Annotated in this window: 13 protein-coding genes; 3 read left to right on the top strand and 10 right to left on the bottom strand. The window is 73.2% G+C overall.

Translation table 11 applies throughout. The features are described from left to right. Positions 1 to 67: 67 nt before the first annotated feature. The 3 genes from CLV35_RS20085 to dusB form a co-directional block, all read right to left on the bottom strand. Entirely contained in the window at positions 68 to 1,255 is a 1,188-nt protein-coding gene (locus CLV35_RS20085) for a hypothetical protein (protein WP_183061943.1), read from the bottom strand. A 120-nt stretch (positions 1,256 to 1,375) separates the two neighbouring features. Further along, positions 1,376 to 2,629: a deoxyguanosinetriphosphate triphosphohydrolase gene (locus CLV35_RS11940; protein ID WP_121193916.1), complete on the bottom strand. Its 1,254-nt coding sequence runs from the start codon at positions 2,627 to 2,629 to the stop codon at positions 1,376 to 1,378. Further along, positions 2,626 to 3,777 (bottom strand): tRNA dihydrouridine synthase DusB, encoded by a 1,152-nt coding sequence (gene dusB / locus CLV35_RS11935; protein WP_183061942.1) that lies wholly within the window; start codon positions 3,775 to 3,777, stop codon positions 2,626 to 2,628. The genes CLV35_RS11940 and dusB overlap by 4 nt, the downstream gene beginning before the upstream one ends. A 196-nt stretch (positions 3,778 to 3,973) precedes the next feature. Here dusB and CLV35_RS11930 point away from each other — a divergent pair, with 196 nt between their 5' ends. Further along, on the top strand, positions 3,974 to 4,948 hold the full coding sequence (locus CLV35_RS11930) for a hypothetical protein (RefSeq protein ID WP_121193713.1): 975 nt from the start codon (positions 3,974 to 3,976) through the stop codon (positions 4,946 to 4,948). A 91-nt stretch (positions 4,949 to 5,039) separates the two neighbouring features. Here the strand turns inward: CLV35_RS11930 and CLV35_RS11925 are convergent, their stop codons facing one another. Together CLV35_RS11925 and CLV35_RS11920 are read right to left on the bottom strand one after the other, a co-directional pair. Beyond that, positions 5,040 to 6,425 (bottom strand): glycine--tRNA ligase, encoded by a 1,386-nt coding sequence (locus CLV35_RS11925; protein WP_121193712.1) that lies wholly within the window; start codon positions 6,423 to 6,425, stop codon positions 5,040 to 5,042. Positions 6,426 to 6,475: 50 nt separating this feature from the next. After that, positions 6,476 to 6,769, bottom strand: coding sequence for an antibiotic biosynthesis monooxygenase (locus tag CLV35_RS11920; protein WP_231121741.1), 294 nt, complete (start codon positions 6,767 to 6,769; stop codon positions 6,476 to 6,478). A gap of 31 nt (positions 6,770 to 6,800) precedes the next feature. Between CLV35_RS11920 and CLV35_RS11915 the strand changes: the two genes are divergently transcribed. Further along, positions 6,801 to 7,529 (top strand): ZIP family metal transporter, encoded by a 729-nt coding sequence (locus CLV35_RS11915; RefSeq protein WP_121193914.1) that lies wholly within the window; start codon positions 6,801 to 6,803, stop codon positions 7,527 to 7,529. A 3-nt stretch (positions 7,530 to 7,532) separates the two neighbouring features. Here the strand turns inward: CLV35_RS11915 and CLV35_RS11910 are convergent, their stop codons facing one another. The 4 genes from CLV35_RS11910 to CLV35_RS11895 all read right to left on the bottom strand — a co-directional run bounded on the left by CLV35_RS11910 (position 7,533) and on the right by CLV35_RS11895 (position 12,398). Beyond that, on the bottom strand, positions 7,533 to 8,327 hold the full coding sequence (locus tag CLV35_RS11910; protein ID WP_121193711.1) for an isoprenyl transferase: 795 nt from the start codon (positions 8,325 to 8,327) through the stop codon (positions 7,533 to 7,535). Continuing rightward, entirely contained in the window at positions 8,324 to 9,055 is a 732-nt protein-coding gene (recO, locus tag CLV35_RS11905; protein WP_121193710.1) for a DNA repair protein RecO, read from the bottom strand. The genes CLV35_RS11910 and recO overlap by 4 nt, the downstream gene beginning before the upstream one ends. A gap of 124 nt (positions 9,056 to 9,179) precedes the next feature. Next, entirely contained in the window at positions 9,180 to 10,871 is a 1,692-nt protein-coding gene (gene leuA / locus CLV35_RS11900; RefSeq protein ID WP_121193709.1) for a 2-isopropylmalate synthase, read from the bottom strand. Between the two features lie 189 nt (positions 10,872 to 11,060). Further along, complete coding sequence (locus tag CLV35_RS11895; RefSeq protein ID WP_121193708.1) at positions 11,061 to 12,398, bottom strand: aminotransferase class I/II-fold pyridoxal phosphate-dependent enzyme; 1,338 nt, start codon at positions 12,396 to 12,398, stop codon at positions 11,061 to 11,063. Between the two features lie 19 nt (positions 12,399 to 12,417). Here CLV35_RS11895 and CLV35_RS11890 point away from each other — a divergent pair, with 19 nt between their 5' ends. Continuing rightward, positions 12,418 to 13,068 (top strand): pyridoxamine 5'-phosphate oxidase family protein, encoded by a 651-nt coding sequence (locus CLV35_RS11890; protein ID WP_231121738.1) that lies wholly within the window; start codon positions 12,418 to 12,420, stop codon positions 13,066 to 13,068. Here the strand turns inward: CLV35_RS11890 and CLV35_RS11885 are convergent. Beyond that, a complete protein-coding gene (locus CLV35_RS11885) occupies positions 13,025 to 15,106 on the bottom strand; it encodes a S8 family serine peptidase (RefSeq protein WP_147431951.1) in 2,082 nt (693 codons plus the stop codon). The two genes, CLV35_RS11890 and CLV35_RS11885, sit on opposite strands and share 44 nt — an antisense overlap. Positions 15,107 to 15,242: the final 136 nt, after the last annotated feature.

Raw genomic sequence — 15,242 nt, 5'->3', positions numbered from 1 at the left:
GAAGTCTAGGCGCAGCGAGGGCCGGTGCCGAGGCGGCACCGTCCCTGCTGTGGACGAGCTGGTCGAGCTACTTGACGGTGAACCGGGCGTAGAGGCCGCGGAGCACCGGCGAGGAGCCGGCCTTGTCGCTGCGGTTGTCGGCGACGACGTAGTCACCGGCGGTCAGCGAGAAGTAGAACGGCGTACCGACTCCGACGCTGTCGAGGCCCGTGGCCGAGACGAACTGCGGCTCGCAGTTGCCCGGGCCGGCAGGCGTCGGGGTGGGCGTCACCGTCGGGGTCGGGGTGGGGGTCGGCGTCGGCGTCGGCGTCGGCGTGGGGGTCGGCGTCGGGGTGGGGGTCGGCGTCGGCGTCACGTCGGCAGCCACCGCCGCGGCGTGGGCCGTTGCCGTCGTGGTGGGGGTCGGCGTCGGCGTCGGGGTGGGGGTCGGCGTCGGGGTCGGCGTCGGCGTGGGGGTGGGCGTCGGCGTGGTCGTGTGGGTCGGCGTCGGCGTGGGTGTCGCCGCGGGAGCGGGAGCGCCGATGCACTCGGCCACCGCTGCCTCGGACATGCCGGTCGTCGGCAGCTTCCAGACGGTCCAGCCACGGGTGCCGCCCGCCACGTTGGACGACATCAGCCAGCCGTTGCGCGGCAGCGTCGTCTGGGTGAGCGTCAGGGCCTCGCCGCGGTAGGCGAGCGTCGCCGCGGGCGCAGCGAAGTGGTTGACCGACGCGACGCCGCCCTTGACCTTCATCGTGACGATGCGGTTGGCGTGGGTCGGACCCTCGTAGCGGTCCTCGAAGAACCAGTAGTCGCCGCGCGAGAAGTAGTCGCCGAACGCGCCGAGGCCGCCCGGGGCGACGGAGGTGCCGCCCAGGAAGCGCACCTGCCGGTTGAGGTTGTCGAGCTCGGCCTGCGCTGCGGCGGTCTGGCCGGCCTTGACGTCGGCCTCGTAGCGCGCCCAGTCGAGCACGAAGCGGGTCTTGGTGTAGGCCGGGGTCAGCGGCTGCACGACCTGCAGGCGGCTGGGCTTGGTGTCGCGCGTGCGCAGCTGCACGAGGTAGCGGCCCGGGTAGAGCAGCGGCGCGACCTCGACCCGGTTGTCGGCCGTGGTCACGTAGAGCGTGCGCGGGATGCCCGGGATGACGGCCGAGGTGTGCGCGGGCGCCGGGGCGGGGGTACCGGCAGCAGCGCTGCCCGAGCCGACCAGCAGCGGGGTCGCGGCGACCGCGAGGGTCGGGATGGCGGCCAGCATGGCCTTGCGTCCGAGATGCACGGGGCTCCTCCTTCGAAGCACGTCTGGGAGGACGCGCAGGGGAATTTCGACTGACACACGGAGGGAGACGCCGGGGTCGTGCCCGGGTTGTCTCCCGAGCTGAATTTTCCTGCTCTGCGCCTACTTCTGCGGTTCCGACCCGCGCAGCGAGGCAGAAATCTGGATCGCCGAGGTGTCGGTCAGCGACGCGACGGCGTCGACGACGACCCGGGTCCGGGCAGCGTCGTCGGCACTGGCGGCCCAGTCCTCCTGTGCCGAACGAGCGAGCAGCTCCGGGCGCTCCAGCCAGGCTGCGGCGATCTCCGCGAGCACCGTGCGCTGGCGCTCGAGCGAGGCCGCGCGGCCCTCGGCGCGCATGACGTAGGTCGCGGCGACGGCCTTGAGCGCCGCCACCTCCAGGACGGTGGGGTCGGGGACGTGGAGGTCGCAGGCGTACCGGGTCAGCGGGCCGTCGCCCGCCTGCGCGCGCGTCGCGCGCTCGGCAGCGAGGCAGAAGCGGCCGATGAGCGCGCTGGTCAGGCGCTTGAGCGCCGCGAGGTCGCGACGGCTGCCGTCGCAGGAGGCCGGCCACTCGGGCAGGGCGGTGAGGCGGCCCAGCGCTGCGGCCACGGCCGCGGGGTCGGAGCCAGGGGCGTACGCGTCGCACGCCACCCGCGCGACCTGCGCCACCTCGTCGGCGTCGGCGAGCGCCCGGAAGTCGATGCGCCCGCCCTGCAGGCCGTCCTCGAGGTCGTGGACCGAGTAGGCCACGTCGTCGGCCCAGTCCATGACCTGCGCCTCGATGCAGCGCGCGCGGTGGGGCGCGCCCTGCCGCAGCCAGGCGAAGACGTCGGCGTCGTCGGCGTAGGCGCCGTACTTGCCCCGCGCGGCGTAGGAGTCGGTGGCGAACCACGGGTACTTGGTCGCCGCGTCGAGGCTGGCTCGCGTGAGGTTGAGCCCGACGCTGCGGCCGTCGGGAGCGAAGACCTTGGGCTCGAGGCGCGTCAGCATGCGCAGGGTCTGGGCGTTGCCCTCGAACCCGCCGATGCCCGCCGCGACCTCGTCGAGCGCGCGCTCGCCGTTGTGGCCGAACGGCGGGTGACCGAGGTCGTGGGCCAGGCAGGCGGTCTCGACGACGTCGGGGTCGCAGCCCAAGGCCCGGCCCAGCTCACGACCCACTTGGGCGACCTCGAGCGAGTGGGTGAGCCGGTTGCGGACGAAGTCGTCGCTCCACGGGTGCACTACCTGGGTCTTGGCGCCGAGCCGGCGCAGTCCGCTCGCGTGCACGACCCGTGCGCGGTCCCGGGCGAACGGCGACCGGCCGGGATCGCGGGGCGGGTCGTCGACCCAGCGCTCGGCGTCGTGCGCGAGGTAGCCCGGCAGCACCCGGCTCAGCCGCCGGAGACGGACAGCTCGGCGTCGGCCGACGGCAGGCCGCTCCACTCGCTGTCGAGCCAGCCGTCCGGCAACGCGAGCCGCTTCTGCGGGCTGGTGCGCCCGCGCGGGCGGCCGAGCTCGGCGACGGGGAACGGCTCGTCGGGGTCGAGCCGGGCGAGCAGCGCGTCGAGCTCGGCGAAGCTCGACACCATGCCGAGCTGCTGGCGCGTCTCCGAGCCGACGGGGAAGCCCTTGAAGTACCACGCCATGAACTTGCGCAGCTCGCGCAGACCGCGGTCCTCGCCGGTCCACTCCGCGAGCAGCTCGGCGTGCCGGCGCACGGTCGCCGCGACCTCGCCGAGGGTCGGCTGCGCAGGCGGCGGCTGGCCGTCGAACGCCGCCGCGAGGTGGCCGAACAGCCACGGCCGGCCCAGGCAGCCGCGGCCCACGACGACGCCGTCGCAGCCGGTCTCGCGCAGCATGCGCAGCGCGTCGTCGGCCTCCCACACGTCGCCGTTGCCGAGCACCGGGATGCCGGTCGACTCCTTGAGCCGTGCGACCGACTCCCAGTCGGCCTCGCCGCTGTAGCCCTGGATCGCGGTGCGCCCGTGCAGCGCGATGGCCGCCGCCCCTTCCTCCGCGGCGATGCGGCCGGCGTCGAGGTAGGTGAGGTGGTCGTCGTCGAGCCCCTTGCGGGTCTTCATGGTGACGGGTACGCGGCCGCCCGCCCCGCTCACCGCCGCGCGCAGGATGTCGCGCAGCAGCGTGCGCTTCCAGGGCAGGGCCGCTCCGCCGCCGCGCTTGGTCACCTTGGGCACGGGGCAGCCGAAGTTGAGGTCGACGTGGTCGACGCCGTGGCCGTCGACGAGGATGCGGACGGCCTCGCCGACGTAGTAGGGGTCGACACCGTAGAGCTGGACGCTGCGCGGCCACTCCCCGGGCGCGGGCTCGAGCAGGTGCAGCGTCTCGGCGTCACCCTCGACCAGGCCGCGGCTGGTGATCATCTCGCTGACGAACAGCCCGCGTCCCCCCGCCGCCTCGCGGCACAGCTGGCGGTAGGGCGGGTTGGTGATCCCCGCCATCGGCGCGAGCACGACCGGCGGGTCGACGGTGAGGCCCCCGAGCGCGAGCTGCGCCCGCTCCGCCGTCACCGTCACGCCACCCATTCTGCCAGGGCCGCGCCCTCCCCCGCCTCTGAGCGCCTCCTTGGTTGGCACGATGTGACTTCTTGCCAGTCGGATTGGCAAGAAGTCACATCGTGCCAACGCAAGGCCTGTGGACGACGAGCGCGAAGGCGGCTCGGCGTCCACAGGCCCGAGTCGTCCAGTTGGCAGAGCGGCGTACGGCTGCTGAGCATGCGGCATGCCCCGTCGCTCGCTCCGCTACGACCCCGTCGCCCTCGACATGCTGCTCGCCCGGGACGACCGGGTGGTGACCCACTCGGAACTGCGTACGCTCAGGTTCCCGCTGTCCACCGCCACCTACCACTGCCGGGTGGGCGGGCCTTGGCAGGCTCACCTGCCGGGCGTGATCATCGCCCATTCAGGCACGCCGACGCCGCACCAGCGTGAGATCGCCGCAGTGAAGTACGCCGGTGAGGGTGCGGTGCTGACGGGGGCTGCAGCGCTGAGGCGTTCCGGGGTTCACCGAGTGCCGCACCCTGCTGCCTTGCGCGTGATCGTGGCAGCGTCCGTGCGTCGGCAGTCGAGACCCGAGGTGCTCGTCGAACGCTCGTACCGGGTTCCGGAACCGCGGCTCTTGGGTGGCATCCCGTGCGCGCCCGTCGCTCGGGCGCTCATCGACGAGTGCCGGCAAGGTCGGCCCCTTGACGACACGCGCAGCCTCGTCGCCGCCGTGGTCCAGGCCGGGCACTGCACCGTGACAGACCTGAAGTCGGAGCTGGTCGAGTGCCAGAGGCGCGGCAGCGGCATACCCCGGGCTGTCGTCCGAGAAGTCGCCGCGGGCGTCCGCTCGGTCTCGGAGGCCCGTGCTCGCAAGGTGCTGCTGCGGGCGGGACTTGGGCGGTGCGAGTGGAACGTCTCGCTGTGGGACGAGAAGGGCAACTTCATCGCCCGGCCCGACGGGTGGTTCGACGCAGAAGCCGTCGCCTTCGAGTCGGACTCCATGGAGTGGCACCTCAGCCCCGAGGACTACAAGCGCACCCAACGCCGTCAGAAGCTCATGGCCGCCGCGGGCGTGCTGGTGGTGCCCGTGGCCCCTAGCGACCTCGACCGTGACCCGGACGCCTTCGTCGCGACGATGAGGGCGACCCTCCTGCGAGGCGCTGCCCGTCCGCGGCCCCCGATCGTGGTCACACGCTCCCCCGCAGCAGCCTGAACGCGTACTTCGTTTGGCACGATGTGACTTCTTGCCAATCACATTGGCAAGAAGTCACATCGTGCCAAACAGGGGCGGCGGAGCCCGAAGGTCAGCAGCCGAGCAGGCGGGTGGCGAGCCAGGCCTCGACCTGGCCGATGGCGACCCGCTCCTGGGCCATGGTGTCGCGCGAGCGGATGGTGACCGCGTCGTCCTCGAGGGTGTCGAAGTCGACGGTGATGCAGAAGGGGGTGCCGATCTCGTCCTGGCGGCGGTAGCGCCGGCCGATCGCGCCGGCGTCGTCGAACTCGACGTTCCAGCTGCGGCGCAGCGTGGCCGCGAGGTCGCGGGCCTTGGGCGAGAGGTCGGCGTTGCGCGAGAGCGGGAGCACGGCGGCCTTGACCGGCGCGAGCCGCGGGTCGAGCCGCATCACGGTGCGCTTCTCCATGACGCCCTTGGCGTTGGGCGCCTCGTCCTCGCCGTAGGCGTCGAGCAGGAAGGCCAGAGTCGCGCGGGTCAGGCCGGCGGCGGGCTCGATGACGTAGGGCACCCAGCGCTCGCCCTTCTCCTGGTCGAAGAACGACAGGTCGGCGCCCGAGTGCTGCGAGTGGGTGCTGAGGTCGAAGTCGGTGCGGTTGGCGATGCCCTCGAGCTCGGCGAACTCGGTGCCGCCGAAGCGGAAGCGGTACTCGATGTCGACCGTGCGCTTCGAGTAGTGCGACAGCTTCTCCTTCGGGTGCTCGAAGAAGCGCATGTTGTCGGCGTTGAGGCCGAGCCCGACGTACCAGTCCCAGCGCTGCTGCAGCCAGTACTCGTGCCAGGTCTCGTCGGTGCCGGGCTCGACGAAGAACTCCATCTCCATCTGCTCGAACTCACGCGTGCGGAAGATGAAGTTGCCGGGCGTGATCTCGTTGCGGAACGACTTGCCGGTCTGCGCGATGCCGAACGGCGGCTTCTTGCGCGCCGACTGCATGACGTTGGCGAAGTTGACGAAGATGCCCTGGGCGGTCTCGGGCCGCAGGTAGTGCAGGCCCTCCTCGTCCTCCACCGGGCCGAGGTAGGTCTTGAGCAGCCCGTTGAACATGCGGGGCTCGGTGAACGCGCCGTTGGTGCCGCAGTTGGGGCAGTTGACGTCCTTGAGCCCGTTCTCGGGAGCCCGGCCGTGCTTGGCCTCGTAGGACTCCTCGAGGTGGTCGGCGCGGAACCGCTTGTGGCAGGACTGGCACTCGGTCAGCGGGTCGACGAACGCGCTGATGTGGCCGGACGCCGTCCACACCTCGCGGTTGAGGATGACCGCGGAGTCGATGCCGACGACGTCCTCGCGCGCCTGCACCATCGTCTTCCACCACTGCCGGCGGATGTTCTCCTTGAGCTCCACGCCCAGGGGGCCGTAGTCCCACGCGGAGCGGCTGCCGCCGTAGATCTCGCTGCTCGGGTAGACGAACCCCCGGCGCTTGGCGAGGCTGACGATGGTGTCGATCTTGGCGTCGGTGGCCACAGGGAGGTGCTCCAGTCCGGCTGGCGGTCGGCGGGTGGGAAGCAAGCAGGCTAGCGCGGCACCGCGATGTCGAAGGCAGAGGGCTCGTCGAGCGCGCTGACCATGACCGGCATCAGCGCCACCCGGGTCTCGCCCGAGCTCATCGCCCGACGCCCGGCCCCGATGGTGGCCCAGGTGCTGGTCAGCACCCAGAGCTCGGCGTCGTCGAGGCAGCGGCCGACCTGCGCGGAGACGAACCCCGGGCGCGCGGCGAGCGCGTCGACCGCGACCTGGGCGGCGTCGGCGAACGCCGCCGCCTCGGACACGGGTACGCGGTGGCGCGTCACGAACAGCACGCCGATCATGCTCGCACACCGCTACCCCTACGATGTCGTCATGGTTATCGTGTTCACCATCGCCTCGGTGCTCAGCACCGCGCTCGGCGGCGTGGTGGCGCTGCGCAACCCCGACCGTCTGCACCTGATCCTCGGCCTGACGGCCGGAGTGCTGCTCGGGCTGGTGCTCTTCGACCTGCTGCCCGAGGTCTTCTCCGGCGACCTGGCGCAGTTCGGCGGCGTACCCGTGCCGATGCTCACCGCCGCAGGCGGCTTCCTCGCGCTCCACGTCACCGAGCGCAGCCTCGCGATCCACTCGGGGCACGAGCACGAGTACGACCTGCACGCACACCACGACCACACCATCGGGCTCGTCTCCGCCGGGGCGCTGGTGACGCACTCGTTCCTCGACGGCATCGGCATCGGCCTGGGCTTCCAGGCCGGCGAGGCTGTCGGCATCACGGTCGCGGTGGCGGTCGTCGCCCACGACTTCGCCGACGGCCTCAACACCGTCGCGATCGTGCGCGCGCACGGCAACACGCCTGGGCGGGCCCGCGCCCTGCTGGTGGCCGACGCGACGGCACCGCTGCTGGGGGCCGCCTCGACGCTGCTGTTCACGCTGCCGGAGGGCTGGCTGAAGGCCTACCTCGGCTTCTTCATCGGCTTCCTGGTCTACCTCGCGACCTCGGACATCCTGCCGGAGGCGCACGCCGGCCATCCCTCGCGCCTGACGCTGATGAGCACCGTCGCCGGCCTGGGCCTCATGTGGCTCGTGGTCGGGCTCAGCTGAGCCCTAGGACGCCGACCCCGGCAGCGCGTTGGGCAGTGCACCGCCGTAGCGGCGGTCACGACGCGCGTACTCCTCGATCGCCGCCCACAGGTGGCGACGGTCGAAGTCGGGCCACAGCGTGTCGGCGAACACCAGCTCGGCGTAGGCCGACTGCCAGATCAGGAAGTTCGACGTGCGCTGCTCGCCGCTCGAGCGCACGAACAGGTCGACGTCGGGCATGTCGGGCTCGTCGAGGTAGCGCGCCAGCACCTTCTCGTCGATCTTGCGCGGGTCGACCCGCCCGGCCGCGACCTCGAGCGCCAGGGCCTTGGCCGCGTCGGCGATCTCGGCCCGGCCGCCGTAGTTGACGCACATCGTCAACGTCAGCGTCGTGTTGGACGCGGTCTGCGCCTCGGCGACCTCCAGCTCGGAGATCACGCTCTTCCACAGCCGCGGGCGCCGCCCGGCCCACCGGACCCGGACGCCCATGGCGTCCATCTCGTCGCGCCGCCGGCGGATCACGTCGCGGTTGAACTGCATGAGGAAGCGCACCTCGTCGGGGCTGCGCCGCCAGTTCTCGGTCGAGAAGGCGTAGGCCGACACGTGCGTCACGCCGATCTCGATCGCGCCGCAGACGACGTCGAACAGGCTCGCCTCGCCCGCCTCGTGGCCCTTGGTGCGGGGCAGCCCGCGCTGCTTGGCCCAGCGCCCGTTGCCGTCCATCACCACGGCGACGTGGCGCGGCACGAACTCACGCGGGACGGCAGGGGGCCGGGCTCCCGACGGGTGCGGCGGGGGCGGCGACGGCGTACGCCTCACACCCGCTCCACGAGCGGCAGCGAGCGCAGGCCGCGCTCGAGGTGCCAGTTGAGGTACGCGGCGGTCAGCCCGTGCCCCTCGCGCCGGCTGCGGTCGTCGGCGGAGTCGGCGACCGCCCAGTCGCCCGTGAGCAGCGCGCCGAGCAGTTCGAGGGTCGCGGGCGACGGCGACGCCGCGCCGACCGGGCGGCAGTCGGGGCACACCGAGCCGCCTGCGGCGACGGCGAACGCGCCGTGCGGCCCGACCTCGCCGCAGCGCGCGCACGCCTCGAAGCTCGGCGCCCAGCCGGCGACCGAGAGCGCGCGCAGCAGGAACGCGTCGAGCACGAGACCGGGGTCGTGCTCCCCGGCGGCGAGCGCGCGCAGGGCGCCGACGAGCAGCAGGTAGTGCTGCACCGAGGGCTCGCGCTCGGCGTCGGTGAGCCGCTCGACCGCCTCGAGCATCGCGGTGCCGGCTGTGTAGCGGCCGTAGTCGCCGCTCACCGCGCTGGCGAACGGCGTGAGGGTCTCGACCTGCGTGACGATGTCGAACGTACGGCCCGTGTGCAGCTGCAGGTCGACGTGCATGAAGGGCTCGAGCCGCGCGCCGAACTTCGAGCTGGTGCGGCGCACGCCCTTGGCCACCGCGCGGATGCGGCCGGTGCCGCGGGTCAGGATCGTGACGATGCGGTCGGCCTCGCCCAGCTTCTGGGTGCGCAGCACGACGCCCTCGTCACGGTAGAGACCCACACCCCCATGCTGTCACGCCCAACCGGAGCCGTTGTGTCCGAACCGCCGCGCGTCACACGGTCCTCCACGGCGTCGTGGTGCCTGGTTGCCCCATAGCGACGACCAGGCACCACGATGTCGTGGGCTAGCGGGGGGTGGTGGCCCGGTTGACGGCGCTCACGACCGCCTTGAGCGACGCGGTGACGATGTTGGCGTCGATGCCGACGCCCCACAGCACCCGGTCGCCGACCGCGCACTCGAGGTAGGCGGCGGCGCGCGCGTCACCGCCGGAGGACAGCGCGTGCTCGTTGTAGTCCAGGACGCGCACGTCGACGCCGACCTGCGAGAGCGCCTCGACGAAGGCGGCGATCGGGCCGTTGCCGTGCCCCGTCAGCGTCACCTCGGCCCCGTCGAGCACGACCTCGGCGCGCAGCTCGTCCTTCTCGCCGTCGGCCGAGGAGGCGTGGTGGCTGCGCAGCGCCAGCCGGCCCCACGGCGCCGCCGGGTTGGGGAGGTACTCGTCGGTGAAGATGTCCCAGATCTGCTTCGGGCTGACCTCGCCGCCCTCGGCGTCGGTGTGGCGCTGCACGACCTGGCTGAACTCGATCTGCAGGCGGCGCGGCATCTCGAGCTTGTGCTCCGTCTTCATGACGTAGGCGACGCCGCCCTTGCCCGACTGCGAGTTGACCCGGATGACGGCCTCGTAGGTGCGGCCGAGGTCCTTCGGGTCGACCGGCAGGTAGGGCACCTCCCAGCGGAACTCGTCGACCGGCACCCCGGCGGCCGCCGCGTCGCGCTCCATCCAGGCCAGGCCCTTGTTGATCGCGTCCTGGTGGGAGCCGCTGAACGCGGTGAAGACCAGGTCGCCGCCGTAGGGGTGGCGCTCGCCGACGGGCAGCTGGTTGCAGTACTCGACCGTGCGGCGGATCTCGTCGATGCCGCGGAAGTCGATCATGGGGTCGACGCCGTGGGCGACGAGGTTCATGCCGAGGGTGACCAGGCAGACGTTGCCCGTGCGCTCGCCGTTGCCGAACAGCGTGCCCTCGATGCGGTCGGCGCCGGCCAGGTAGCCGAGCTCGGCGGCGGCGACACCCGTGCCCCGGTCGTTGTGCGGGTGCAGGCTCAGCGTCACCGAGTCGCGGTAGGCCAGGTTGCGGTGCATCCACTCGATCGAGTCGGCGTAGACGTTGGGCGTCGCCATCTCGACGGTGGCCGGCAGGTTGAGGATCGTCTTGCGGTCGGGGCTCGGCTGCAGCACGTCGTTGACGGCGTCGCACACGCGCAGCGCGTAGTCGAGCTCGGTGCCGGTGTAGGACTCCGGCGAGTACTCGAAGTAGACGTCGGTGCCGGTCAGCTCCTCGGCGTACTTGCGGCACAGGGCGGCGCCCTGCGTCGCGATGGCCTGGATGCCGTCCATGTCCTGCTCGAAGACCACCCGGCGCTGCAGCGTCGAGGTCGAGTTGTAGAAGTGGACGATCGCCTGCTTGGCGCCCCGGATCGACTCGAAGGTCCGCTCGATGAGGTGCTCGCGGCATTGCGTCAGCACCTGGATGACCACGTCGTCGGGGATGAGGTCCTCCTCGATGAGCTGGCGGACGAAGTCGAAGTCCGTCTGGCTCGCCGAGGGGAAGCCGACCTCGATCTCCTTGTAGCCCATCCGCACCAGCAGCTCGAACATCGCGCGCTTGCGGGCGGGGCTCATCGGGTCGATCAGGGCCTGGTTGCCGTCGCGCAGGTCGACCGAGCACCACTGCGGGGCCCGGGTGATCTGCTTCGAGGGCCAGGTGCGGTCGGGCAGGTCGACCGGGATGAAGGAGGTGTAGCGGTCCCAGCGCATCGGGCTGGGCTGTTGCTGGTTCTTCACGGGGAGTTCCTCGTCTGTGTCGGAGCGCCGGGCGGCCGGCATGCACGACTCCGCGACGAGAGCCCGACCGCTATGCGGCCTCGTCGCGGCAGATAAGGAGGAGGGTGCCCAGCACGGAGCCAGCCTAGGCCACCGCTCCGTCCCGGCGCCAGCAGGTGCGGTTCACACGCCGTACGCGCCGGAGCCCTCGAGCGCGGACGCCAGCGCCGCCGCCACGTCGGGGGCCCGCTCGACGGGCAGGCACGCGGTGGTGATGCGGACCGCCGGCGCGCTGCGCTGGCGGTAGCGGGCGCCGGGCGCCACTGCGTAGCCGCCGGCGAGCGTGCCGGCGAGCGCCGTGGCCTCGTCGCGCACCGGCACCCAGACGTTGAGGCCCGTGCGGCCGTGCGACGCGACGCCTCGCTCGCGCAGCGCCGACCGGAGTGCCTCGCGGCGCTCGTCGTAGACCCGGCCGGCGGCGTGCGCCGCGTCGGCGTGGCGCTCCCACGCGGCGGCGGTCGCACCCTGCAGCAGCAGGCTGACCCAGCCCTGCCCGAGCCGGAAGCGCCCCTCGACGCGTGCGGCGGTCGTCTCGTCGGCGGCCATGACCGCGCAGCGCAGGTCGGGCCCGTAGGCCTTGGACGCGGACCGCAGGTGGGCCCAGTGCTCGGTCGCGCCGGCCAGCGTCGCGAGCGGCAGCGCCGTCAGGTCGGCGCCGTGGTCGTCCTCGACGACCAGCGTGCCGGGCCGGCCGGCGAGCAGGGTACGCAGCTCCCCCGCCCGCTCGGCGCTGACGGCCGCTCCGGTCGGGTTGTGGGCGCGGGCCGTGACCACGACGCCGCGGGCGCCAGTGGCCAGGGCGGCCGCGAGCGAGCCCGGCACGGGCCCGTCGTCGTCGCACTCGAGCGGCTCGGCGACTAGCCCGAGCGCGCCGGCCAGGTCGAGCACGTTCGCCCAGCCGGGGTCCTCGACGGCCAGCCGGTCGCCCGGGCGCAGGTGGGCGAGCAGGACGCGCTCGATCCCGTCGAGGGCGCCGGAGGCCGCCACCAGGTGGTCCGCCGGCACGCCCACGGCGTCTAACCGCCGGCGCGCGACCTGCTCGAGCGCAGTCAGCAGCCGGGACGACCGTCCGTGCGGGTAGCCCTCGGACACTGTGCCCCTAGCAGGCAGCTCGAGCGGCGGGAGCAGCGCCGGGTCGGGGCCGCCCTGGGTCAGGTCGACCACCCCGGGGGGCAGCGCGCCGAGCCCGAGGGAGCCGCGGGACGCCACGGGCGGGCGCGCACGCACCCGGGTGCCGGCCCGCCCGGCGGTCTCGACGAGGCCGCGCTCGCGCGCCGCGCGGTAGGCGGCCGCGACAGTGTTGGCGTCTACCCCGACCAGGCCGGCCAGCGTCCGGATCGGGGGCAGCTGCTGCCCGGCGGCGAGCGAGCCTTCGCGCACCGCCTGCTCGAGACGCTCGGCGATGCCGGCCGCGCCGGGCGCACGCAGCAGCTCGGCAATGCGGTCGACGTCGACAGTCATGGGCCCTATCGTACTAGCCATGACCGCTCATTGCACTAGTGCAGACACTCCCCGGCCGCACCGCAAGCTCGACCGCTACCGCCCGGACGACGAGGCCCGCGCCTTCCTCGACTCGCAGCTGGTCGGCCACCTGGCCTACGTCAGCGCGGGCGGGCGGCCGCACGCGGTGCCGATGATGTACGCGCGGGTGGGCGACGTGGTCTACCTGCACGGCTCGACCGGTGCGGGCACGGCGCTGCGCACCCGCGGCGGGCCGCTGCCGGCGTCGTTCAGCGTCACCTCGGTCGAGGGACTGGTGCTGGCCCGCGCGGCGGTGCACCACAGCCTGCAGTTCCGCTCGGTCGTGGTGCACGGCGAGCTCAGCACCGTGACCGACGAGCACGCCAAGCGGGTGGCGTTCGACGTGCTCGTCGACGCGGTGGCCGCCGGCCGGTCGGCGCAGTGCCGGCCGGCCAGCAGCAAGGAGCTCGCGTCCACCGCGGTGCTGGCGCTCTCGATGGACCAGGTCGACCACAAGGCCCGGCTCCACGGCGTCGTCGACGACGCCGAGGACCTGGCCCTGCCCTTCTGGGCCGGGGTCGTGCCGCTCGCCGTGGTCGCCGGCGAGCCGCAGCCCGACGCCGGCGTCAGCGGACGCGCAGCGCCCGCGGGCTGCTGGCCGAGTGGGTGAACCCGTCGCCCGCCGGCACGTAGGCCCGCAGCTTCCAGGTGCCCTGCAGCGAGAGGCGGGCGGTGAAGCCGAAGCTGCCGTCGCTGCGGGTGGTGCCGATGAGCAGGGTCCGCCAGCGCTCGCCCTCGAAGCGCTGCAGCAGCACCTGGGCGCCCGAGCCGGTGTCGGTGACCCGGCCGGTCGCACGAAGGGGCTGGCCCTGGCGCACCGACGAGGGCTTGATGCTCAGCGAGACCCCGCGGGTGACGCCGACGACGACCACGTCGCTGCTGACCGCCGGCGCGCCCGTGACGCCGCGGAAGCGCCACTGGACGTCGAGCGTGGAACCGGGGCGCACGCGTACGGCTGCGCGGCCCGACGCGTCGGTGCGCACGGCCCGCGCGCAGCTCCAGGTGCTCGTGCCGCGGATGCGGAAGCAGGGGGTGACGAGCTGGCGGGCGCGTGGCTTCCAGCTCACGCCGTCGCTCAGCGTCGCGGTCACCAGCGACTGGCCCGACGTGCGCACCGAGGGCGGCGCGACGGTCACGCGGATGGCGCTCGCCGGGCGCAGCGCGCGGTAGGGGTCTGCCATGTCGTTGGTCAGCGTGACCAGCGGCGGGAGCGCGCGCAGCGGCTTGCCGTTGGTCTCGATGCGGCGCACGATCTCGTCGGCCGGCAGCGTGCCCGAGCTGCGCAGCAGCGCGGCCTCGGCCGTGACGTGCGGCGTCGCCATCGAGGTGCCCGAGAGGAAGCCGTAGGCCTTCGAGTAGTCGCCCTTGCTCAGCGCGCCTGGGACCGTGCTCCAGATCGAGACCCCGGGGGCCAGCACGTCGACCGTGTGGTGGCCGTAGTTGGAGAACGGCGCCAGCCGTCCGCGGCTGTCGACCGCGCCGACGGTGATGACGTTGGGGGCACGGGACGCCGCGGGGTAGGGCACCTCGACGCCGCGCCGGCCGGCCGCCTCGTCGGCGAGCGCCTGGTCGATGTCGACGGGCACGTCGACCCCGTGGGAGTCGACGACGCCGTTGCCGGCCGCCGCGACGATGACCATGCCGTACTCGGTGCCGAGCGCGGTGAACAGGTCGTCGATCTCTGCGCGGTCGGAGGCGTCGGCCGCCTCGATGCTCCAGCTGGCGTTGACCACGTCGACGCCGTGGAGGGCGGCGTAGACGAGCGCCTGGAAGATGCCGTCGGAGGTGCAGTCGGAGCCGTCGGCCTTCACGCCGAAGACCTTCAGCGGCACGATCGTGACACCGGGCGCCGCGCCGACCGAGCCGGAGCCGTCGTTCGCGGCGGCGATCGTGCCGGCGACGTGGGTGCCGTGCAGGTCGTTGAGCTCGCGGGTGCCGCCGTCGTCGAAGTACTCGGTCGGGTCGTAGACCGAGCCGTCCGAGTGGCAGAAGTCCCAGCCGTGGAGGTCCTTCTCCTTCGGCTTCGACGGGTCGAGCGCCACCGGCCTCGGGTTGGTCCAGATCGCCGGCGCGAGGTCGGGGTGGGTGATGTCGATGCCGGAGTCGATGACGCCGACCAGCGTCGAGCGGGTGCCGGTCGTGGTCTTCCACGCCTCGGGGCCGTCGATGTCGGTGTTGGGCACGCCGCGCAGCGCGATGCCGAGGTCGTCGTCGCGGACCACCTGGCCGTCGTTGCGCAGGCCCCACTGGAGCCCGGCCGTCAGCGCGTCGGGCGCGAGCGCCTCCCGGTGGATCGGCAGGTCGGGGATCGCGAAGCGGACGCCCGGCTCCCCGCGCAGCGACTCGGCGACCGCTTCGGCCGAGCTGCCGGCGGGCACCGGCACGGACTCCGTCACGGGCACCGAGGAGGAGGCGCCCGAGGGTGCGCTCGCACGCACGGCCCCGAGCGCGAGCGAGCGCTCCTGCGCAGTGGCGCCGCGGTCGTACCAGACGAAGACCGAGTGCGCGCTCGAGGCCGCGGCGGCGCTCGCCGCTGCCGGGCGGGCGGAGGCGGCGGGCGCGGGGAGCGCCGCGGCGAGGAGCCCCAGGGCCACCACCGACGGACCGGCGACGAGCAGGTGCGCACGGCGGGTGGGCCGCAAAGGCATGCAGAACTCCAGGATCAGTGGCGCGTCGAGGCGCTTCGGTCTCGCCGGTGGGGCGTCGTCGCCTCGGGCCAGAGGACGGTCGGGCCCCAGTGTTCCAGACGAGGCCCCGGAGAGCACGCACCCGGCGCGCCGAGTC

Source organism: Motilibacter peucedani, assembly GCF_003634695.1.
Taxonomy (GTDB): Bacteria; Actinomycetota; Actinomycetes; order Motilibacterales; family Motilibacteraceae; genus Motilibacter; species Motilibacter peucedani.
The sequence above is the reverse complement of the archived record's forward strand: the minus strand, read 5'-3'. Positions and strand labels throughout refer to the sequence as shown.

Bases quoted from the DNA above. Each gene is read 5' to 3' on its own strand.
- dusB (WP_183061942.1), bottom strand. From the start codon at position 3,777: ATGGGTGGCGTGACGGTGACGGCGGAGCGGGCGCAGCTCGCGCTCGGG.
- CLV35_RS11930 (WP_121193713.1), top strand. From the start codon at position 3,974: ATGCCCCGTCGCTCGCTCCGCTACGACCCCGTCGCCCTCGACATGCTG.
- CLV35_RS11920 (WP_231121741.1), bottom strand. From the start codon at position 6,769: ATGATCGGCGTGCTGTTCGTGACGCGCCACCGCGTACCCGTGTCCGAG.
- CLV35_RS11915 (WP_121193914.1), top strand. From the start codon at position 6,801: ATGGTTATCGTGTTCACCATCGCCTCGGTGCTCAGCACCGCGCTCGGC.
- leuA (WP_121193709.1), bottom strand. From the start codon at position 10,871: ATGCGCTGGGACCGCTACACCTCCTTCATCCCGGTCGACCTGCCCGAC.
- CLV35_RS11895 (WP_121193708.1), bottom strand. From the start codon at position 12,398: ATGACTGTCGACGTCGACCGCATTGCCGAGCTGCTGCGTGCGCCCGGC.
- CLV35_RS11890 (WP_231121738.1), top strand. From the start codon at position 12,418: ATGACCGCTCATTGCACTAGTGCAGACACTCCCCGGCCGCACCGCAAG.
- CLV35_RS11885 (WP_147431951.1), bottom strand. From the start codon at position 15,106: ATGCCTTTGCGGCCCACCCGCCGTGCGCACCTGCTCGTCGCCGGTCCG.